General features: G+C 43.5%; 19 protein-coding genes. 16 read left to right on the forward strand and 3 right to left on the reverse strand.

Annotated features, from left to right (window positions below; all coding sequences use genetic code 11):
- Window positions 1-147: 147 nt before the first annotated feature.
- The 9 genes from ABWW58_RS01390 (at window position 148) to ABWW58_RS01430 (ending at window position 8549) form a co-directional block, all read left to right on the forward strand.
- Window positions 148-1167: a GerMN domain-containing protein gene (locus tag ABWW58_RS01390; RefSeq protein ID WP_353867492.1), complete on the forward strand. Its 1020-nt coding sequence runs from the start codon at window positions 148-150 to the stop codon at window positions 1165-1167.
- A gap of 106 nt (window positions 1168-1273) precedes the next feature.
- Window positions 1274-2026 carry a ribonuclease PH gene (gene rph / locus ABWW58_RS01395; RefSeq protein ID WP_353867493.1) on the forward strand — a complete coding sequence of 251 codons (753 nt, stop codon included), beginning with the start codon at window positions 1274-1276 and terminating at the stop codon, window positions 2024-2026.
- Window positions 2023-2628: an XTP/dITP diphosphatase gene (locus ABWW58_RS01400; protein WP_353867494.1), complete on the forward strand. Its 606-nt coding sequence runs from the start codon at window positions 2023-2025 to the stop codon at window positions 2626-2628. The genes rph and ABWW58_RS01400 overlap by 4 nt, the downstream gene beginning before the upstream one ends.
- On the forward strand, window positions 2625-3152 hold the full coding sequence (locus ABWW58_RS01405; protein WP_353867495.1) for a metallophosphoesterase family protein: 528 nt from the start codon (window positions 2625-2627) through the stop codon (window positions 3150-3152). Before ABWW58_RS01400 ends, ABWW58_RS01405 begins: the two co-directional genes overlap by 4 nt.
- Before the next feature lie 487 nt (window positions 3153-3639).
- Window positions 3640-4407, forward strand: coding sequence for an epoxyqueuosine reductase QueH (locus ABWW58_RS01410; RefSeq protein ID WP_353867850.1), 768 nt, complete (start codon window positions 3640-3642; stop codon window positions 4405-4407).
- Between the two features lie 364 nt (window positions 4408-4771).
- Window positions 4772-5587, forward strand: a complete 816-nt coding sequence (gene ku, locus ABWW58_RS01415; RefSeq protein ID WP_353867496.1) for a non-homologous end joining protein Ku — start codon at window positions 4772-4774, stop codon at window positions 5585-5587.
- Window positions 5588-5590: 3 nt separating this feature from the next.
- Complete coding sequence (ligD, locus tag ABWW58_RS01420; protein ID WP_353867497.1) at window positions 5591-6544, forward strand: non-homologous end-joining DNA ligase; 954 nt, start codon at window positions 5591-5593, stop codon at window positions 6542-6544.
- Window positions 6541-7449, forward strand: coding sequence for a non-homologous end-joining DNA ligase (gene ligD / locus ABWW58_RS01425; protein ID WP_353867498.1), 909 nt, complete (start codon window positions 6541-6543; stop codon window positions 7447-7449). Before ligD (ABWW58_RS01420) ends, ligD (ABWW58_RS01425) begins: the two co-directional genes overlap by 4 nt.
- Window positions 7450-7559: 110 nt before the next feature.
- On the forward strand, window positions 7560-8549 hold the full coding sequence (locus ABWW58_RS01430; protein WP_353867499.1) for a choloylglycine hydrolase family protein: 990 nt from the start codon (window positions 7560-7562) through the stop codon (window positions 8547-8549).
- A gap of 131 nt (window positions 8550-8680) precedes the next feature.
- Here ABWW58_RS01430 and ABWW58_RS01435 read toward each other — a convergent pair whose 3' ends face one another.
- Both ABWW58_RS01435 and ABWW58_RS01440 read right to left on the reverse strand, forming a co-directional pair.
- Entirely contained in the window at window positions 8681-9112 is a 432-nt protein-coding gene (locus ABWW58_RS01435) for a hypothetical protein (RefSeq protein ID WP_353867500.1), read from the reverse strand.
- A 203-nt stretch (window positions 9113-9315) separates the two neighbouring features.
- The gene (locus tag ABWW58_RS01440) at window positions 9316-9663 is read right to left on the reverse strand and encodes a hypothetical protein (protein ID WP_353867501.1); all 348 of its coding nucleotides are present in this window, start codon (window positions 9661-9663) and stop codon (window positions 9316-9318) included.
- A 228-nt stretch (window positions 9664-9891) separates the two neighbouring features.
- Between ABWW58_RS01440 and ABWW58_RS01445 the strand changes: the two genes are divergently transcribed.
- The 7 genes from ABWW58_RS01445 to ABWW58_RS01475 all read left to right on the forward strand — a co-directional run bounded on the left by ABWW58_RS01445 (window position 9892) and on the right by ABWW58_RS01475 (window position 15497).
- Window positions 9892-10254, forward strand: coding sequence for a 3D domain-containing protein (locus tag ABWW58_RS01445; protein ID WP_245734163.1), 363 nt, complete (start codon window positions 9892-9894; stop codon window positions 10252-10254).
- A gap of 400 nt (window positions 10255-10654) precedes the next feature.
- A complete protein-coding gene (locus ABWW58_RS01450) occupies window positions 10655-12397 on the forward strand; it encodes a DUF4153 domain-containing protein (RefSeq protein WP_353867502.1) in 1743 nt (580 codons plus the stop codon).
- A gap of 160 nt (window positions 12398-12557) precedes the next feature.
- Complete coding sequence (locus ABWW58_RS01455; RefSeq protein ID WP_353867503.1) at window positions 12558-13019, forward strand: DUF2975 domain-containing protein; 462 nt, start codon at window positions 12558-12560, stop codon at window positions 13017-13019.
- Window positions 13020-13030: 11 nt separating this feature from the next.
- Window positions 13031-13243, forward strand: coding sequence for a helix-turn-helix domain-containing protein (locus ABWW58_RS01460; protein WP_353867504.1), 213 nt, complete (start codon window positions 13031-13033; stop codon window positions 13241-13243).
- A 15-nt stretch (window positions 13244-13258) separates the two neighbouring features.
- A complete protein-coding gene (locus ABWW58_RS01465) occupies window positions 13259-14836 on the forward strand; it encodes a DUF4153 domain-containing protein (protein WP_353867505.1) in 1578 nt (525 codons plus the stop codon).
- 47 nt (window positions 14837-14883) lie between these two features.
- Complete coding sequence (locus tag ABWW58_RS01470) at window positions 14884-15075, forward strand: hypothetical protein (RefSeq protein ID WP_445783403.1); 192 nt, start codon at window positions 14884-14886, stop codon at window positions 15073-15075.
- Complete coding sequence (locus tag ABWW58_RS01475; RefSeq protein WP_353867507.1) at window positions 15072-15497, forward strand: hypothetical protein; 426 nt, start codon at window positions 15072-15074, stop codon at window positions 15495-15497. The genes ABWW58_RS01470 and ABWW58_RS01475 overlap by 4 nt, the downstream gene beginning before the upstream one ends.
- Window positions 15498-15975: 478 nt before the next feature.
- Here the strand turns inward: ABWW58_RS01475 and ABWW58_RS01480 are convergent, their stop codons facing one another.
- The gene (locus ABWW58_RS01480; protein ID WP_353867508.1) at window positions 15976-16746 is read right to left on the reverse strand and encodes a 2-keto-4-pentenoate hydratase; all 771 of its coding nucleotides are present in this window, start codon (window positions 16744-16746) and stop codon (window positions 15976-15978) included.
- Window positions 16747-16750: the final 4 nt, after the last annotated feature.

Here is a 16750-nt window from a genome sequence, read left to right on the forward strand (position 1 = left end):
TTAGTCGTGGGAGGTTCACGCCATAATGATTCATTGATGATCTCTATGCCATAAAAAACACATTGTTCGTATTGAAAAGGTCTATTCGCCCCGATAGCCCGTATACATGGTAGTACAACCCCATAGGGATTAAGGGAGGGTACGACTATGTATCGTCGAGCATCGATTCTTATTACGACGACTTTGCTTGTCGTCTCGATGACGCTGCTTGCCGGTTGCGGAAGTATGGCAGATCAAGAACCAAGCAGTGTAAAGTATGTCGACAGCAAAGCTGATTTGACGAAAACCGCGACACATCAACAATTCACGGAAAGGGTGTTGTATTTAACGGATGCGAATGGTTTTGTTGCACCGCAGATGGTTGGATTGCCTAAGAGCAGTGCCGCGATGAAACAGGTATTAAGCTATTTAGTTAATGATGGGCCTGTTTCTAACTTGCTCCCAAACGGATTTCAGGCGGTGCTGCCTTCAGGGACAGAGGTTAAAAATGTGACCACCGATCAGCGAGGTAATGTGATCGCAGACTTTTCTAAAGAACTTTTGGATACGCCTGCGACCAGCCAGAAACAAGCCGTTCAATCCATTGTCTGGACGTTGACCCAATTTCAAGCGGTTAAATCGGTTACGATCACGGTGGATGGCAAGGCGCTTGATGTGTGGCCTTCAAGCAAGATGGATGTAGGACGAGGGCTCACGCGAGCAGACGGCATTAATCAAGGTGTCAGTGATGTTGCGGATGTGACGGGAAGCGAGCCGCTTACGGTCTATTATATGGCTGCCAATAAAGGTAAAACGTACGATGTACCGGTTACCGTTCGCGGTGTGGTGGATTCAGATCGTGTGACGAGTCTCATCAACGCGCTGATCAATGAGCCTGCCACAGGTGTGCTCATTTCGCCGATGAATCCCGACGTGCAGCTGACCCGTAAGCCGCAAATTAAGAATGGAACGGTTAGTCTTCATTTTAATAATGCGATTTATGATAATAAAAAAGCGAAGACTATTAATGATCAGGTACTGCGCAGTCTCGTGCTCACGCTTACGGGGGAGTCAAATATTCAGAAGGTATCGATCCAAGTCGGGAATGCAACGAAGATGACACTGGAATCGGGAAAAACATTGTCGGGACCTGTTTCTCGTGATTTTGTTGATGCAACGGGCTTGTAATTTTATAGGGTAAAAAATATGGTATAGTAAGAGGAGCGAAATCAGCTTCTCTTATTTTTTTATGAGAGCGGGCTATTACTACTAGACACGGGGGCTAAACGGAACAATGAGACCAGATGGCAGAGCAAGTGATGAACTTAGGTCTGTTCAAATACAGCCGGATTTTATTATTCATCCTGAGGGATCGGTCCTGATCACTGTGGGTAAAACAAAGGTGATTTGCAACGCAAGTATTGAGGATCGAGTGCCGCCCTTTTTGCGTGGGCAAAAAAAGGGATGGATTACCGCGGAGTACGCGATGCTGCCGCGAGCGACTCCTGATCGGAATATACGAGAATCGTCACGGGGAAAAGTGACCGGAAGAACAATGGAAATTCAACGCTTGATCGGGCGCGCGCTTCGGTCTGTGGTTGATCTGGACCGATTAGGCGAGCGTACCTTATGGATTGATTGTGACGTCATTCAGGCGGATGGAGGCACACGTACTGCTTCCATTACCGGTGCGTTTGTGGCAATGGCGCTCGCATTTAAAAAAGCACTTGAACGCAAACAAATTGCGAAGCTTCCGATTAAGTCCTATTTAGCCGCGACCTCGGTTGGGGTTCATCCTGTTCACGGACCGATCCTCGACCTTTGCTATAAAGAGGATTCGACGACCAATGTCGATATGAACATTGTGATGAACGGACAAGATGAATATATTGAGATTCAAGGAACCGGTGAGGAAGCGACGTTCAATGAGAAGGAATTGGCAACGCTGCTTTCTCTTGCGAAAAAAGGAATCCATGAGCTCATTGAAATTGAAAAAGCGATTCTCGGCGATTTAGTTATCGAACAAAAGGTGGGGACGAACAAGTGACCAAGGTATTGATTGCTTCGAACAACCCAGGGAAAATTAAAGAATTTAAAACCTTGCTTAACGGATTTGGTGCTGAGGTTTTCTCATTGAAAGATATGGATATTCATACGGACATTCCGGAAACCGGGACAACATTTCGTGAGAACGCGGCGTTGAAAGCGGAAGCGTTGGCAAAAGAGACCGGAATGATCACGCTAGCTGATGATTCCGGATTATGTGTGGATGCGCTAAATGGCGAACCGGGAATTTATTCGGCGCGTTACGCGGGACCGGATAAGAATAGTGAAGATAACATTGATCTTTTGCTGCGCAAGCTTGACGGCGTGCCTGTGGACGCGCGAACCGCACACTTTGTTTGCGTGCTTGCGATCAGCAAACCAAATCAGCCAACTCATTTCGCTGAAGGACGTTGTGACGGATTAATCACGATGGAAAGGCGCGGTAAAGATGGATTCGGCTATGATCCGCTATTCCTGATTCCGGATCGGCAGCAGACGTTCGCTCAAATGGGTGAAGAAGACAAGAACGAGATCAGCCATCGCGCACGTGCGCTGCTTCAGTTAGTTGACAATTGGACAAGCTGGGTTGGTGAAAACCAATGAAGGGATTAATTGTCAGCGACACGCATGGCTTTACTCATGAATTGGCGACATTGAAACAGCGTTATGCAGGCCAACTGGATTTCATGATTCATTGCGGGGATTCGGAACTGCAACCGGATCGACCGGAAATGGACGGATTTGTGGCTGTTGAGGGAAATTGCGACTACATGGGTGCGTATCCAAATGAATGCACGAAACGGTTTGGTGATTTGAATTTTTTTGTTGCTCATGGACATTTGCTTGGCGCGCGTCAATCACCGGCGCGTCTTTGCTACCGCGGACTTGAGGAGAAGGCGAATGTTGTCTGTTATGGCCACACGCATTTCGCCGGTTGCTTTCAAGAAGAAGGCATGATTGTCATCAATCCCGGCAGTCTGCGTCTGCCACGTAATTATCAAGAAGGAACCTACGTCATTTTTGAGTACGATGAAGAAAAACAGCAAGCTCAGGTTGCCTATTACAACTTTGCGGGACAATCTGTAGACATGTTTTCCAAAACGTTCGCACTCAATCTGAATGAATAACGAATAGAACGACAAAGAGAGCCGGATATCCAGTCCGGCTCTCTTTGTTTGCGGAACAAACCGCTACGCTTAGGAGTGATGAGGAGGGGCACTCATATGGCGGCTATCAGACATCGTTAACCTTTTGCCTGATAATACATATTATGTTGGTTCAGGTGTTTTGAGTGGGGAGATGAACGAGCAGAAAAGCCTGTTTTGCGTCCAAAAGTATAAAAAGTATCACTTTGCGGAGAGATGGACATACTGCCAATAAGTAAATTCTGACAGATGCGCGACGTAAAATCCGCTCATTCAGAGGTCATGGGGTGTTGACGTGGAGGGAAACTTTTTTAAAGGTGCGTTATGGGCGATGGTGCTCTGTATCCCGTTTTGGTTGGTTGTCATTGGCCTTGCTATCGTACTTTTGTGATCATTTACTCATTGATCGGATGATTTAACCTTGATACAATTGAATGAATTGATGTGCAATTAAAGATGCCTGATTATGCTGATTAATGCTGAAGAAATTCTAAATAAATTACAACCAAATCAAAAGATTAATTATGACGATGTATTAAGGAAAATGATTGAGTCATGGAAAAGGCAAGGCACACGGCCAAAGCTGCTGATTCATAGTTGCTGCGCGCCATGCAGTACCTACGTACTTGAATTTCTGTCGCAAAGCGCCGACATCACGATTTATTATACCAACTCCAATATTCATCCCAAGGCGGAATACGAGCGGAGAAAGTATGTCCAAGAGAAATTTATCCTAGACTTTAATGAACGCACCGGTAATCATGTCGCGTTTATTGCCGCGCCGTATCGGCCACTCGACTATTTTGCAATGGTAAAGGGATTGGAGAAAGAGCCGGAGTGCGGCAAACGGTGCAGCGCGTGCTTTGAGATGCGGCTGGATCTGGCCGCAAAGAAAGCGAAGAAATTAGGTTTTGATTATTTCTCAACAGTTCTGACAATCAGTCCGCATAAAAATAGTCAAGTAGTGAACCGGATCGGACTTATGGTTCAGAAGACTGATAATTTTCCTTATCTTCCTGCTGATTTTAAGAAAAGAGGCGGCTATCAGCGGTCAATAGAACTGTGCAATGCGTATGATGTCTACAGACAATGCTATTGCGGCTGTGTGTTTGCGGCATTGCAGCAAGGAGTCGATTTGGTACAGGCCGTTCGTGAAGCAAAAGAGGCACTCAAAGAAGCGAATCGCGCTGATGGCTTACATGAAAATGATGAAAAATTTGAGGTAACAAAAAAATAATAAAGAAAAAACATTATTATAATAAAAAATTTGTGAAAAATGTAGAATATTTATAAATTCTCTGTTATGCTAAACTTGTAACTCGGTAAAGCAATAACCCCCCTTTTTAGGACCTTGAAAAAGGTCTTTTTTTTCGCTTAAATCATTTAAACTGTTGATAACCATACAAAAAACTTGTGTATGCTTAAATTCAAGTTATATAATAGGAATCGCCTTCTGTTTCTGATAAGTAACATCCTTTTCTTTCGCTTCTCAATAATTTGAGAGGCTTTTTTTAATGAGCAATTATCGGAAAATTATATTTTCTTTGCTTTGATCATTAAACTTTATGTGACGCGCGCATACTATCCGTGAGGTGAACATGATGCGAACAATGTGGAAGGGCTCAATTCAATTCGGACTTGTTTATATTCCGATAAAACTGTATACAGCCACAGAAAACAAAGACATCCGGTTAAGAATGCTCCATAAAGAGTGTATGGCGCCGATTAATTATACGCGTACGTGCTCGAAATGCGGAAAAGCGATTGAGAATGAATCAATCGTCAAGGGTTATGAGTATGCACCGGGTCAGTTTGTGCCTATTAGCGAGCAGGAATTAAATGATCTTCAAGATAATGGTGACAAGCATATCGAAATTATAAATTTCGTGAAGCTGAGTGAAATTGATCCTATTTATTATGAAAAATCCTATTTTATTGGCCCGGACAGTGGAAATGGTATTCGTGCCTTTTCTTTGCTGAAACAAGCGATTCAGGATTCTGATCGGATTGGAATCGCAAATATCATTATTCGATCGAAGCAGCATCTGGCCGCAATTCGCAGCTTTGAGAATGGCATGCTCCTGGAAACCTTGTACTATCCGGATGAGGTGCGCTCGGTAAGTGAAGTACCGGGCCTCGGAGAGCTCACTACGGATAACGCTCCAAAAGAAATGACTATTGCCAATCAATTAGTAAATCAGCTTACAACTGAATTTAACCCCGATCAGTATAAGGACGATTATCGGTTAAAACTGGAAAAGTTGATAGACGACAAAGTCGCTGGCCTGCCAGCAGAACGGAAAAAGGGAAGAACGCCGCAGCCGAATGTTGTTGATCTGCTTTCTGCGCTGGAAGCGAGCGTAAAAGAAACCAAGCCGAAACGAAAGACAGCCGCGCGCCGGAAGAAAACGGTGTAAACGATGAATCTCCAACCGATCGTGCCATTTGAACCGATTCGCAAGACGGCCGTTCCCACAGGCGCAGGATGGGTGCATCAGGTAAAGTGGGATGGTGTGCGTATTTTGACTTATTATGATGGACAAGAAGTGCGTCTGTTCAACAGAAGACAAAATGAACGTACCGATAACTATCCGGAACTGACGAAGATCAACCAGACTGCGAAGGCGAGTTCGTTGATTCTCGATGGAGAAGTGATCGCGCTTGATGCGCATGGACGACCGTCATTTCATGAAATCATGAAGCGGGACAGCATACGCAATTCGGCACGTGTTCATCTGTTAATGGCTGCTGTCCCAATCGATTACATGGTTTTCGATCTGATTTATTGTAATGGTCAATGGGTGAATGATCGTCCGTTCAGTGAACGTACGGAACTGCTGAAGCAATGGCTGCCCACTAATGAACGGATCCATATCGTTCCGACCTATGAAGATGGCGAAGCGCTTCTTGAAAAAATTAAAGAGCGGCATATGGAAGGAATCGTTTCGAAAAGGCTGGATAGTACCTATGCTATTAATCGCAAAAGCGATCATTGGATAAAAATAAAGGTAACGCACGACTTGATTGCGGTGGTCGGTGGTGTGACGTACAGAGGTACTGTTGTAAACGCGTTGCTGCTCGGTCTCTATGCGTCTGGAGGTCAGCTTGTCTATATCGGACATGCAGGTACAGGGAAGCTGACAAGAGCCGATTGGTTATCAATTACCAATAGTGTAGAAAAAATGAAAATCGAAAAAAGACCATTTCTTAATCAACCGGATCGGAACACGAATGCGAAATGGATTGAGCCTAAGTTAACGGTCAAAGTGGCTTTTCAAGAGTGGACAGCCGGCCGTGTGCTCAGACAGCCAAGTATTCAGGCATTCGTGCAGGTTGATCCCAAACGATGCACGATCGAGGAGATGGATGAATGAAAAGCGAAGAAACGAATCGCTTAATAAACGGGCTGCAGGTTACTCATCCGGAAAAGCCGGTATGGCAGCAACCGCCGATTAATAAAGAACAGTTTATCGCTTATTTAGATTTGGCGGCACCATTCATGCTTCCGTTTTTATCGAGAAGAGCATTAACCGTCATTCGTTTTCCTCATGGCGTTCCCGGAACATCCTTTTTTCAGAAAAACTGCCCGGAATACGCGCCTAAATCGGTAGATACCTATGAAAAAGAGGGAACACGCTACATTGTTTGCGACAGTAAAACAACCTTATTGTGGCTCGGCAATCAACTCGCAATTGAATATCATATCCCTTTTCAGAAAATAGACTCCATTCGGCCGACGGAGATTGTCTTCGATCTTGACCCGCCTGATCGGTCGGCATTTCCACTCGCAATAAAGGCAGCTAGTGAGATGAGGCTTCTATTTGAGCGGCTTTCCATCGTTAGTTTCCCAAAATTGTCAGGGAGTCGTGGACTGCAGATTCATATACCGATCGCTGATCTTGGATTGAGCTATGCAGACACACGACTGTTTACTGTACTAATCGCAGATCTCCTCATACGTCAATCACCGGAGCTCTATACGGTTGAACGGTTAAAAAAGAACCGAGGCAACCGGCTTTACATTGACTATGTACAACATGCAGAGGGGAAAACAATTATTTGTCCTTATTCTCCTAGAGGAAGGGAGGGAGCGACAGTCGCTGCTCCGTTATTGTGGCATGAGGTTAACGAATCATTACGAATCGAATCGTTTACTATTGCGACGGTCCTCGAACGCATTTCTCAAGGGGTGAATCCAATGCATAATTATTTTGAACAGAAAAATGAGTCATTGATTCCAATCGTTAATCAGTTAAAACGAGTGAACTCGGCAAGCTAATGTACTTTATGACTAGGGAACGTTTCCTCCTTTAATTTGATGACAGTATGCTATACTGGAAAAAATCGGACTATTTTGTAAATCTGATTCATCATGAGGAGGAACCTGCTATGTGTACAAGCGTGACACTCGAAACTACAGATGGACATCATCTTTTTGGAAGGACGATGGATTTCGCAACTGACCTTGGTCAGACGGTTACGGTTGTGCCGCGAAACTATTCCTGGATATCTGCCGCTTCCGGCGAATCCATTATAACCAGGTACGGGATGATCGGAATGGCTTCGGTCGCAGAGGATGTTATTGTGTATGCTGATGGTATGAATGAAGCGGGTCTGGCCTGCGCGACGCTCTATTTGCCGGGGTTCGCGGATTTTAACGATCAGCCGAGTAAAGGGAAGGAAGCCGTCGCTCCACATGATTTTGTGTTTTGGAGCTTATCTCAATTTGGCAGTATTGCGGAAGTGAAGGAAGCACTCGCAAAAGTTTCCCTTGTGGATTTTCCATTAGCAGCGATGGGAATCACGCCTCCTCTGCATTGGATTTTGTCGGACAAAACAGGGAGAAGTATTGTTGTCGAACCCTTGGAGAAAGATATTAAGATTGTCGATAATCCTGTTGGCGTCATGACCAATAGTCCTGATTTTCAATGGCATTTGACCAATCTGAGACAGTTTATCGGCTTGCGCCCGAAGCAATTTGAAGCGACACGCTGGGAAGATCTTGAGTTGTCAGCATTTAGCCAAGGTTCGGGTTCAGTTGGATTGCCCGGTGATTTTACCCCGCCGTCTCGGTTTGTGCGAGCGGCATACTGGAAGAACAACATTACTGGCATTGATACAGAACGTGACGGTATTACAGGATTATTTCATATTCTATCCACATGTGATCTTCCAAAAGGGGCGGTTGTGACGCCGGACAACATGGAAGATGTGACCCTTTACACATCGGCCATGTGTGTCGAATCGGGTAACTTTTACTATCATGGTTATGACAATCGGCAGATTACAGTGGTGAATCTCTTTCGTGAAGATTTGGATGCCGCTGAGATTAGAACTTATCCGTTTATCCGGGAACAGGCTTTTCATTTTGAAAATTAATAAACGAAACATGCCGATTAAATACCTTCATAAATAGCCAAAAAAGCCCTGAATATGGGCTTTTTCGCTTACCTGTATAATTGGTAAGTGATATTCGGCTCAATTATGAAAAAATATTTTTTCATTTTAATTCAAGTAATACTGATGCCGCGAGCGAAGCGCCCAATAAAATGAATATCTGCGAAGTCAACGACTTCACAATTAACGTCCTTGTTATTTCTGAGGATCAGGGAATGGTTGGTGAGCAGCTTTGACTTCCCTGCAAACAGACGACGATCGGTAGTCTGAAGGATCACGCGGTCTCCTTCAATAAACATTTGGCGCGGCTCAACGACCCATATAGGATAACTTTTGATGCCAATATAGTCGCAGATCGCAACATTAAGACTATCGAGTGCAAAGGTTTTTGGAAAGATATGCTCTCCTTCACGGATGGTATACGGGTAATAGTCATCGTGATCGTTGACGGCCTCCGATTGGATCAGTTGATCGAATTTCAAATCAGTGATAATGGGAAGCTTTACGATACGAGTTGGTTCAAGTTGAATTTTAAAAACCTCCAAACAGTCATTCGCATTACAAGTAAGCAACAACCTTGCCTTTTATTATTTATCGGTTTCATCATGGATCCATTATACCAGTAATGAATAAGTCGTTAATTATTATGAACCAAGTGAGGACTGTGCGCAAGAATCTGCCATTTTTTTTACTTATTATTCCTGTTATGTACCTAAATTTTGTAGAATACGACTACTGAATGATGAACTTAGTGGAAAAATGAAAATAGATAATAGACAGCAATCGCGAAGATAATAATGATGAGAAGAATAATGTACAATTTATAATCATTTGTTGGTCGGAGTGTGCGATCAAGTTCGTCGACATCGCTGACCTCGATAATGCTGTCGAATTCGCCATCATCTTTGTACAAATTAAATTCAATCACATAGGTAATTCCTGATTTTGTCTGATAAGACATATTCTCCAGACCGACAATGTCCTTCCAATATAACCGTTTGAATTCTTCCTTCCCACCGGTAATTCGCGCGCAAAGCTCATCAAGTTCATGGGGTTTAAACGTTTTTCCAACAAGGTTCTTTAATTCATCCAACATATGAAGTCCTCCCGTGTAATCCATTCAAACTTAGTATATGGGCGGACGCCTGGTTTTCTGACAGCGAAAAATGATGAATTGGCACCATTTTGCACTTTATATGTATGCAGCTAAACAAAGTGCAATCAACTTGTTATGCCGTTGTAATGAAACGAGAACAGTTATGATACATGGCTGTTATATAGAATTGGTAAGTTGTAGACAGACGGAAAACAAAGGATGTTGAAAATGAAAAAGATCATTTTGTTAATCGCCATCATCGCTGTTCTATTTGCGGGAATGCCGGAGAATGCTGCGACAGCGAAATCAAAGTATAAGAAAATTACAGTCAGCGCGACCTCTTACTGTGAGCTTGGACGTACAGCAACAGGATTTAATTATAAAAAGCACCCGAAGGCAAAGGCGATTGCAGTTGATCCGCGTGTCATTCCGCTTGGTTCAAAAGTATATGTGCCGGGCTATGGATACGCGATCGCAAGAGATGTTGGCGGCCGAATTAAGGGAAAAGTCATTGATGTTCACTATAAAACAAGAAAACAAGCGATCAATTGGGGAAGGAAAAAAATTAAGATTAAGGTTTATCGCAATTAATTGAATGAAACCGTATAGGTCAACAGATAAAAGCTCATGCCTGAGTTATCGGGCATGAGCGATTGCTTTTTAATAGGGGATAATGTCTCTATAGTTTGGGATAAATCCGGGAGTTACTGAACCCGGGTATGATAGCGATCCCAAATAACTGCTGCAACGACCGGAATGATAACGCAAACTGATCCAAATACACCTAAAGTAATCATCTCTCCGTCACGCTCCTCAAGTTAAAATGTTAAGCGCTTACACAACTGTAGTTTACTCCTTTAATTTTGTCCGATGCAAGCAAAAGAAGCTTATTTTTTTCGATCTTTGATAAGAATGGTTAAAATGAAGCCGTCGAGTGTTTTTTTTCGTAAATAGATCGTTAGGATAAGAACATCTCAAAGAGGTGATCACTATGAAACTGCTTGCTATGTTGTCAAGTCGATTGACGAATCTGAATACAACGATTATGCGATTTCCGATAACCGTTATTCTGCTCGTTATCCTTGCCGCGATGCAATGCATGGCCATTGAGACCGGTCATGAATACGGTAACGCGGTTGTTACGCTGATTTTTGCTGCGCTGGCGTTCAGCGCGGCTCAGGTATACGCCGAGCGGTATGCGCTTTCGTGGTGGAAGCGCGCACTCCCAATGATCGGAGCATCCCTGCTTACTATTCTTTATTTTCTTTTAATTCGCCATGATCCAGCTTACAGCACAATCGTGATGACGCGGACGAGTATCGCTATTTTTGGACTTTCTATTGCCTTTGCTTGGCTTCCCTCGCTCAGAGGAGGGCATTCTTTCTATGCGAATGTAATGATTATAGTTAAATCGGTGTTTACTTCACTTTTCTTCTCGGCAATCATTTATGGCGGGATCATGCTGATTCTTGTTGCAGTGGATACGCTGCTCATTCAAATCGGATCACGACCGTATTCATATACGGGAATCATCCTGTGGACAGTGTGGGCACCGACACTCTTTCTATCCCTGATTCCTGTATTCCGTGCGAACTCAGCAGAGATCGAACGTGCGGCAAAGATCCCGAAATTCGTAGATGTACTGATTTCATATGTCCTGATCCCAACTGCGGCAGTATACAGTCTTGTCCTGCTCATCTATATGATTAAAACGATCGTACTAAGCGATTGGAATGAGAACTTGCTCGAGCCGCTCATCCTGTCCTACTGTATCGCGGTACTGATGATCTATAGTTTATCGAATCAGCTAATGAATCGGTTTGCAGTGCTTTTTCGCCATTTAGCACCTAAATTACTGATTCCTGTTGCTCTGTTCCAATTTGCATCAACTTTGCTCGTTGTCTTAGATCAAGGAATGACGCATACCCATTATCTCGTTTTACTTTTCTGTCTTTATGCGGCGGCAAGCGGCGTCATTTTAAGCATCTCATCACTGAAAAACAAAGGATATATTGCCATCCTCGCAATGGTTTGCTCTGTGATCGCAATGACACCGCCGATCGATGCGTTTACGACAAGTCGGATCAGTCAGACTGCCCAGCTTCAAACGGTGCTTGAACGCAATCAAATGATTCGCAATCATCAAGTCCAACCCAATCCAAGTATCGATCGAGAAGATCAGGAGACGATCGCTCGTTCGATAAGCTATCTGGAGCGGATCGACGCGCTTCAACGCCTCTCCTACTTACCGAAGTCCTTTGAGGTCCCAACGGATTTTGAGACAACCTTTGGATTCTCGCCTTATGCAAAAAGTGACTACCAAAGCTTTGACATCGGCACGGATCATGCGGTGCGTATTTCCGGTTATGATCATTTAGCGAGGCTCTCAATCAGCAAATCGGGTGGAAAGAGCGATTTTTCGATAAGCAGAATGTCGAAGGATGGAACTGTTTATCAAGTGTCCTTTGACCCTGATGGGAGATACGGAGCCATTCAGATTACTGATTCGAGGGAACGCGTCCTTTTATCCGCACCACTTGCTCCAATGATTCATCACGTAGAAAGAAGTAAAAAAACTGAAGGAAGTGATACGGTAGCCGTTGATCAGATGTCCTTCGAAAAGGAGAACGATAAGGCAAAAATCAAGGTGGTTTTTCAAAGTTTCACCATTGAGGGAGCATCAGACACTACCTCATTTAATGCCATGGTTTATGTTTTCACGTCAATAAAATAACGATGAAGTTCAATCGGTGCGGGTTTTGACTGCGCCGTTTTTTTATTGTTTTAGTTATCTTTAAACAGAAATTAATTATCGAAAAACGATAAATAAATGCTGTTTTTCAATAAAATATATGCTATAATCACTTTGGAAATTAAATGAGAGGTGAGCAAGAATGGTCATTCTTGATGAAAAAGGGCTTTCGGGGTATGTCAAGCGCATGCTTGATCTGATTTTTCTTGGCGGTATCGGCATACTCTTGAGCCTTCCTTGGTCGGTTAATTGGTATATGGATCAATTGAGCTATGAAACAAACCGCAACTATTGGTTTTTACTTATTTTTCTTTATGTCACAGGCGTTTTTGCCTTGCAGATTGTTTACGAGGTCAGACGGATCTTTAAGACATTGAACAGACATAATCCGTTCATGATGGATAACGTGCACAGCCTGAAACGAATCGCAATTGCTTCTTTTATTATTTCATTCTGCTATGCGGTAAAGGTTGTGTGCTTTAATTCTTTTTTCACAATTATCATTGCAATGATTTTTATTATCGCGGGATTCTTCTCCATTATTCTTGCTGAAGTTTTCAAGCAGGCAGTGGCTGTCAAAGAAGAAAATGACTTAACAGTATAGAGGTGCGAAAGATGGCTATAGTTGTAAATCTTGATGTCGTTATGGCGAAAAAGAAAATGAGCGCGACCGAACTTGCAGCAAAGGTACAGATCACACCTGCAAATCTTTCAATTTTAAAGAACAACAAAGCGAAGGCGATCCGGTTTTCCACGCTTGAGGCGATCTGTAAAGCACTCGACTGTCAGCCAGGCGATCTGTTGGTTTATGAAGAGGATGAAAAATAAAAGAGGTGTTAGGGAATGGACGAATTTTCAACGACAAAAATGCTAGGAGAACAGAGTGATCATCTGATTCTACATAATAGGAGCAGCAGACTTTTGCTTTGCACCGTACTGCTCGGTGTTTTGGCCAATTGGTTCTTTTTTGATCAATTGCCTGGTATTTCAATTCCATTGTTCGTCTTTGCATTTTACAGCGTATTTCTTTGGAATACGCGCAGCATTGTAACGGTACGCAGGGACTTTTCCGGGTTCTTACTGATACCGATCAGCTTGCTGTCACTAACTTACTTGATTTTCTCGAACATGGTTTTCTATGCATTAAACCTTATGGCGATACCGATATTGATCGTGATGCAGACCACGCTTGCCGCAGGACGTTCCAAATCCGCATGGCATTCTGTTAAATTCATCGGCGATGTGTTTCTCGGATTTTTTTATCGGCCGTTTGCTTTTCTTTTCCTGCCATTCCGTTTGATTGCGAAACGGTTGAGTAAAGGATTGTCCATGGGCAAAAGCAGTACGCTGACCAGAGTATTGCTAGGAGTGCTGATTGCGGTCCCACTTGTAGTCATCGTCGTCTCTCTGCTCGCTTCTGCAGATGAGGTATTCAGCCACTTTCTAGGGGCGATTCCAGAGCTGCTTGAGGCGATTAATTTCGATGAATTTGTACCTCGATTTATTTTTGCGGCAGTTATCGCATTGTGTTCGTTCAGCTATATATGGAGTCTGATTGCAAAACGAAGGCCGCTAACCACGTTTCGGGAACCCGAGGATTATGTAAATTTAGCAAATAGTATTGATCACGTTGTTGCTGCCACAATTTTGAGTATCATTAACGCGATTTATGTATTCTTTACACTGATTCAATTTTCGTACCTATTCGGCGGTTTTTCACTCGACCTTCCGCAGCAATTTACCTATGCGGAATACGCGCGCCGCGGATTTTTTGAACTTGTGCTTGTAACATTAATTAATTTCAGCATCCTGCTCGCGTTGATCTATTGGACGAAAAAGGTCGGCAAGGTTATGGATCGGGCGGTTCAAGTGCTTGAATCACTGCTCGTCGGTTGCACCTTGATCATGCTCGGCTCTGCATTCATTCGCATGTATTTATATGAGCAGATGTATGGATTTACCTATCTTCGTGTACTGACTCACGCGTTTATGATTTTACTCTTTGTCCTGTTCATTTTTACGCTATGCAGAATCTGGAATGTGCGCATCAAGCTGTTTAAGTATTATTTACTTACTGCGATTACCGCATTTGTACTGGTTAACTATTTCAACAGTGACGTACTGATCACTAAATGGAATATGGAACGTTATGAGCAGACGGGAAAAATTGATGTGGGTTACCTGTCTTCGCTTTCTGACGGCGCCATTCCGCAGCTCACCGGATTGCTTCAGACGAAAGATGAGGCGGTACGCGCTAAGACAGAAAATTATTTGTTCGAGCGCAAAAAGCAGTTGAATGAGGACCAATCATGGCAATCGTTCAATTTGTCACGTTTGCATGCGAAAAAAGTGCTTGCAACTTTTGAACTGCACCATAATAACGCCTATGATGTTACCACACCGGATCTGTCAAATGACTAAAGCGAAGGAATGATTCAGAAAAAGCAAGCACATGGGAAGTGATCTTATTGGGTTTCTGGTATCTGTTAACTTTCTTAATCGGTGTGTTGCTTCTCGTTATTGGCGCACTGCGGCACGACGTCCCAAGGTCGATAAAAATCGTGATTCTGCTCTTTGGTTTTGATCTCTTATTAGTGGCCGGTTCCGTGGTCTTATTATTGCCCGGCAGCGACATGCTCCTGAGTGAACTTCTGAAATGACGGTTGATCATGCCGGGGCAGGTAACAAATTGAAAAAATATAAGAGTAAATTCATAGGCATCATTGTTATCTTGATCATTTTTGGTGCGGGGTATTATGTTGTTGGATTTGGTGGTTCAGAAAATTGGGAAAACGTGACGGCTATTAAAGATGTGAATCGAGTCCTTGCATCCAAAAATAAAAAAGAAATCAATGCCATTGCTGCAAATGAAACGACAAGGAAGTTTTTTTTGACTATAAGAAAAGGCACCAAATGTAAAAGTACGTCCGGTTTTCAAGGCGAAGAACCTAATGGTTGGCACTATTATGGAACTGAAATCAATAATCGGGATTTTGATTTGTCCGTTGAACCAGAAAAAAAGAACAATCTTTTCGATTATATTTTTCCAGGATACAAACTCGTAAAGATAACTATGCAATAGTCAAGCAGTCAGTGGTTTAGCCCATCAAACAATAATTGGGAAAAACTAATCGACATGGACTGCATCATGCTGGCACCAGTCATTGGAGTGAATTGCTTCACAGTTGACGCGAGATGCGCAGCAAGCGCGTAAGAGTCGAGGTAGAACGAACGCTCGAAAAGTTAGACCGAACCTCTGGAAAGTTCAACCGAAGACCAGAAGTTCAACCTAACGAGTGAAAAGTTAAACCGAACACGTGGGAAGTTCAACCGAAGAGAGGAAAAGTTGAACGCTGATAATTTTGCCTGATCGCTGATTCTTTTCTCTGAGCGCTGATTCTTTCGCCTGAACGCTGATATTTTTGCTCGAACAATGCAAAATTGGTCTCTTTTACTCATGCATTTTTACCGCGCGCTCCGTCTTAACTGCGCAGCAAAAAATAAAACGGCCGAATCCCTAGGTATGGGATCCGGCCGTATTTCAACAATAACCAATTAATTTATTTTACATGCAACGTGACACTGCCAAGGTTATGGTCAAACGTCGCGACATAAGTCCCTTTCTCCAATTTCTTTGGCAAGCAGAAGGTGCCTGTTGAAACGGTTGTACCCTTAGTTACCTTCTTGCCTTCTTGATCTAATTTCTGTACCAGCCATTTTAATGCGTGCAACGGATTACCCAGCACCTCTGAGGAAATACCTGATGTGAGTGGTTCGCCATTCAAGGTGACCTTGGAAGTGACATCAGCCAATTCTTCCAAAGACGGTTTTGGAGCAGCATTGCCGACCACTATGCGACCGCAGACGGCGCTGTCTGAGATGACAAGCTCAAGAGGCAGCACAGGAAACCAATCCTTGAAACGTGAATCAGGAACCTCAATACCTGGCGCAACGTCGGTTTTATCGAGCAAGGCTTGTTCATCATCTTCAGAAGACAAATCTTCCAGAGCGGTGAATTCCAATTCGAGTTCGAGCAGCGGTTCGTTCAATGTACTCAGATCAACAGTTGCGCCGTCCTTCAAAACGCTTGAAGCAACGATCTGCCCATAAAGAGGAGAGTCTGAGTGGAACATATCCTGAGTCGTTTTACTGGTCAGACTGATTTTGTAACCTTTAACCGATTCACCTTTCTTCGCGTTAAACGTGTGCTGAACATCATAAGCGAGTGCAGGCGTCAGCTCGGAATGATCAACACCCTTCCAAGCAAGCGGTTCACCTTTACTCAAAGACTTGTACAACTTTTCTGACAAATTATCTTGTGTAAACACCATCCTA

The sequence above is a fragment of the Sporolactobacillus caesalpiniae genome, from assembly GCF_040513385.1.
Taxonomy (GTDB): Bacteria; Bacillota; Bacilli; order Bacillales; family Sporolactobacillaceae; genus Sporolactobacillus.

Excerpts from the sequence above, each read along its gene's own strand:
- ABWW58_RS01390 (WP_353867492.1), top strand. The coding sequence starts at position 148 with ATGTATCGTCGAGCATCGATTCTTATTACGACGACTTTGCTTGTCGTC.
- rph (WP_353867493.1), top strand. The coding sequence starts at position 1,274 with ATGAGACCAGATGGCAGAGCAAGTGATGAACTTAGGTCTGTTCAAATA.
- ABWW58_RS01405 (WP_353867495.1), top strand. The coding sequence starts at position 2,625 with ATGAAGGGATTAATTGTCAGCGACACGCATGGCTTTACTCATGAATTG.
- ku (WP_353867496.1), top strand. The coding sequence starts at position 4,772 with ATGCGAACAATGTGGAAGGGCTCAATTCAATTCGGACTTGTTTATATT.
- ligD (WP_353867497.1), top strand. The coding sequence starts at position 5,591 with ATGAATCTCCAACCGATCGTGCCATTTGAACCGATTCGCAAGACGGCC.
- ligD (WP_353867498.1), top strand. The coding sequence starts at position 6,541 with ATGAAAAGCGAAGAAACGAATCGCTTAATAAACGGGCTGCAGGTTACT.
- ABWW58_RS01430 (WP_353867499.1), top strand. The coding sequence starts at position 7,560 with ATGTGTACAAGCGTGACACTCGAAACTACAGATGGACATCATCTTTTT.
- ABWW58_RS01440 (WP_353867501.1), bottom strand. The coding sequence starts at position 9,663 with ATGTTGGATGAATTAAAGAACCTTGTTGGAAAAACGTTTAAACCCCAT.
- ABWW58_RS01445 (WP_245734163.1), top strand. The coding sequence starts at position 9,892 with ATGAAAAAGATCATTTTGTTAATCGCCATCATCGCTGTTCTATTTGCG.
- ABWW58_RS01450 (WP_353867502.1), top strand. The coding sequence starts at position 10,655 with ATGAAACTGCTTGCTATGTTGTCAAGTCGATTGACGAATCTGAATACA.
- ABWW58_RS01455 (WP_353867503.1), top strand. The coding sequence starts at position 12,558 with ATGGTCATTCTTGATGAAAAAGGGCTTTCGGGGTATGTCAAGCGCATG.
- ABWW58_RS01460 (WP_353867504.1), top strand. The coding sequence starts at position 13,031 with ATGGCTATAGTTGTAAATCTTGATGTCGTTATGGCGAAAAAGAAAATG.
- ABWW58_RS01465 (WP_353867505.1), top strand. The coding sequence starts at position 13,259 with ATGGACGAATTTTCAACGACAAAAATGCTAGGAGAACAGAGTGATCAT.
- ABWW58_RS01475 (WP_353867507.1), top strand. The coding sequence starts at position 15,072 with ATGACGGTTGATCATGCCGGGGCAGGTAACAAATTGAAAAAATATAAG.
- ABWW58_RS01480 (WP_353867508.1), bottom strand. The coding sequence starts at position 16,746 with ATGGTGTTTACACAAGATAATTTGTCAGAAAAGTTGTACAAGTCTTTG.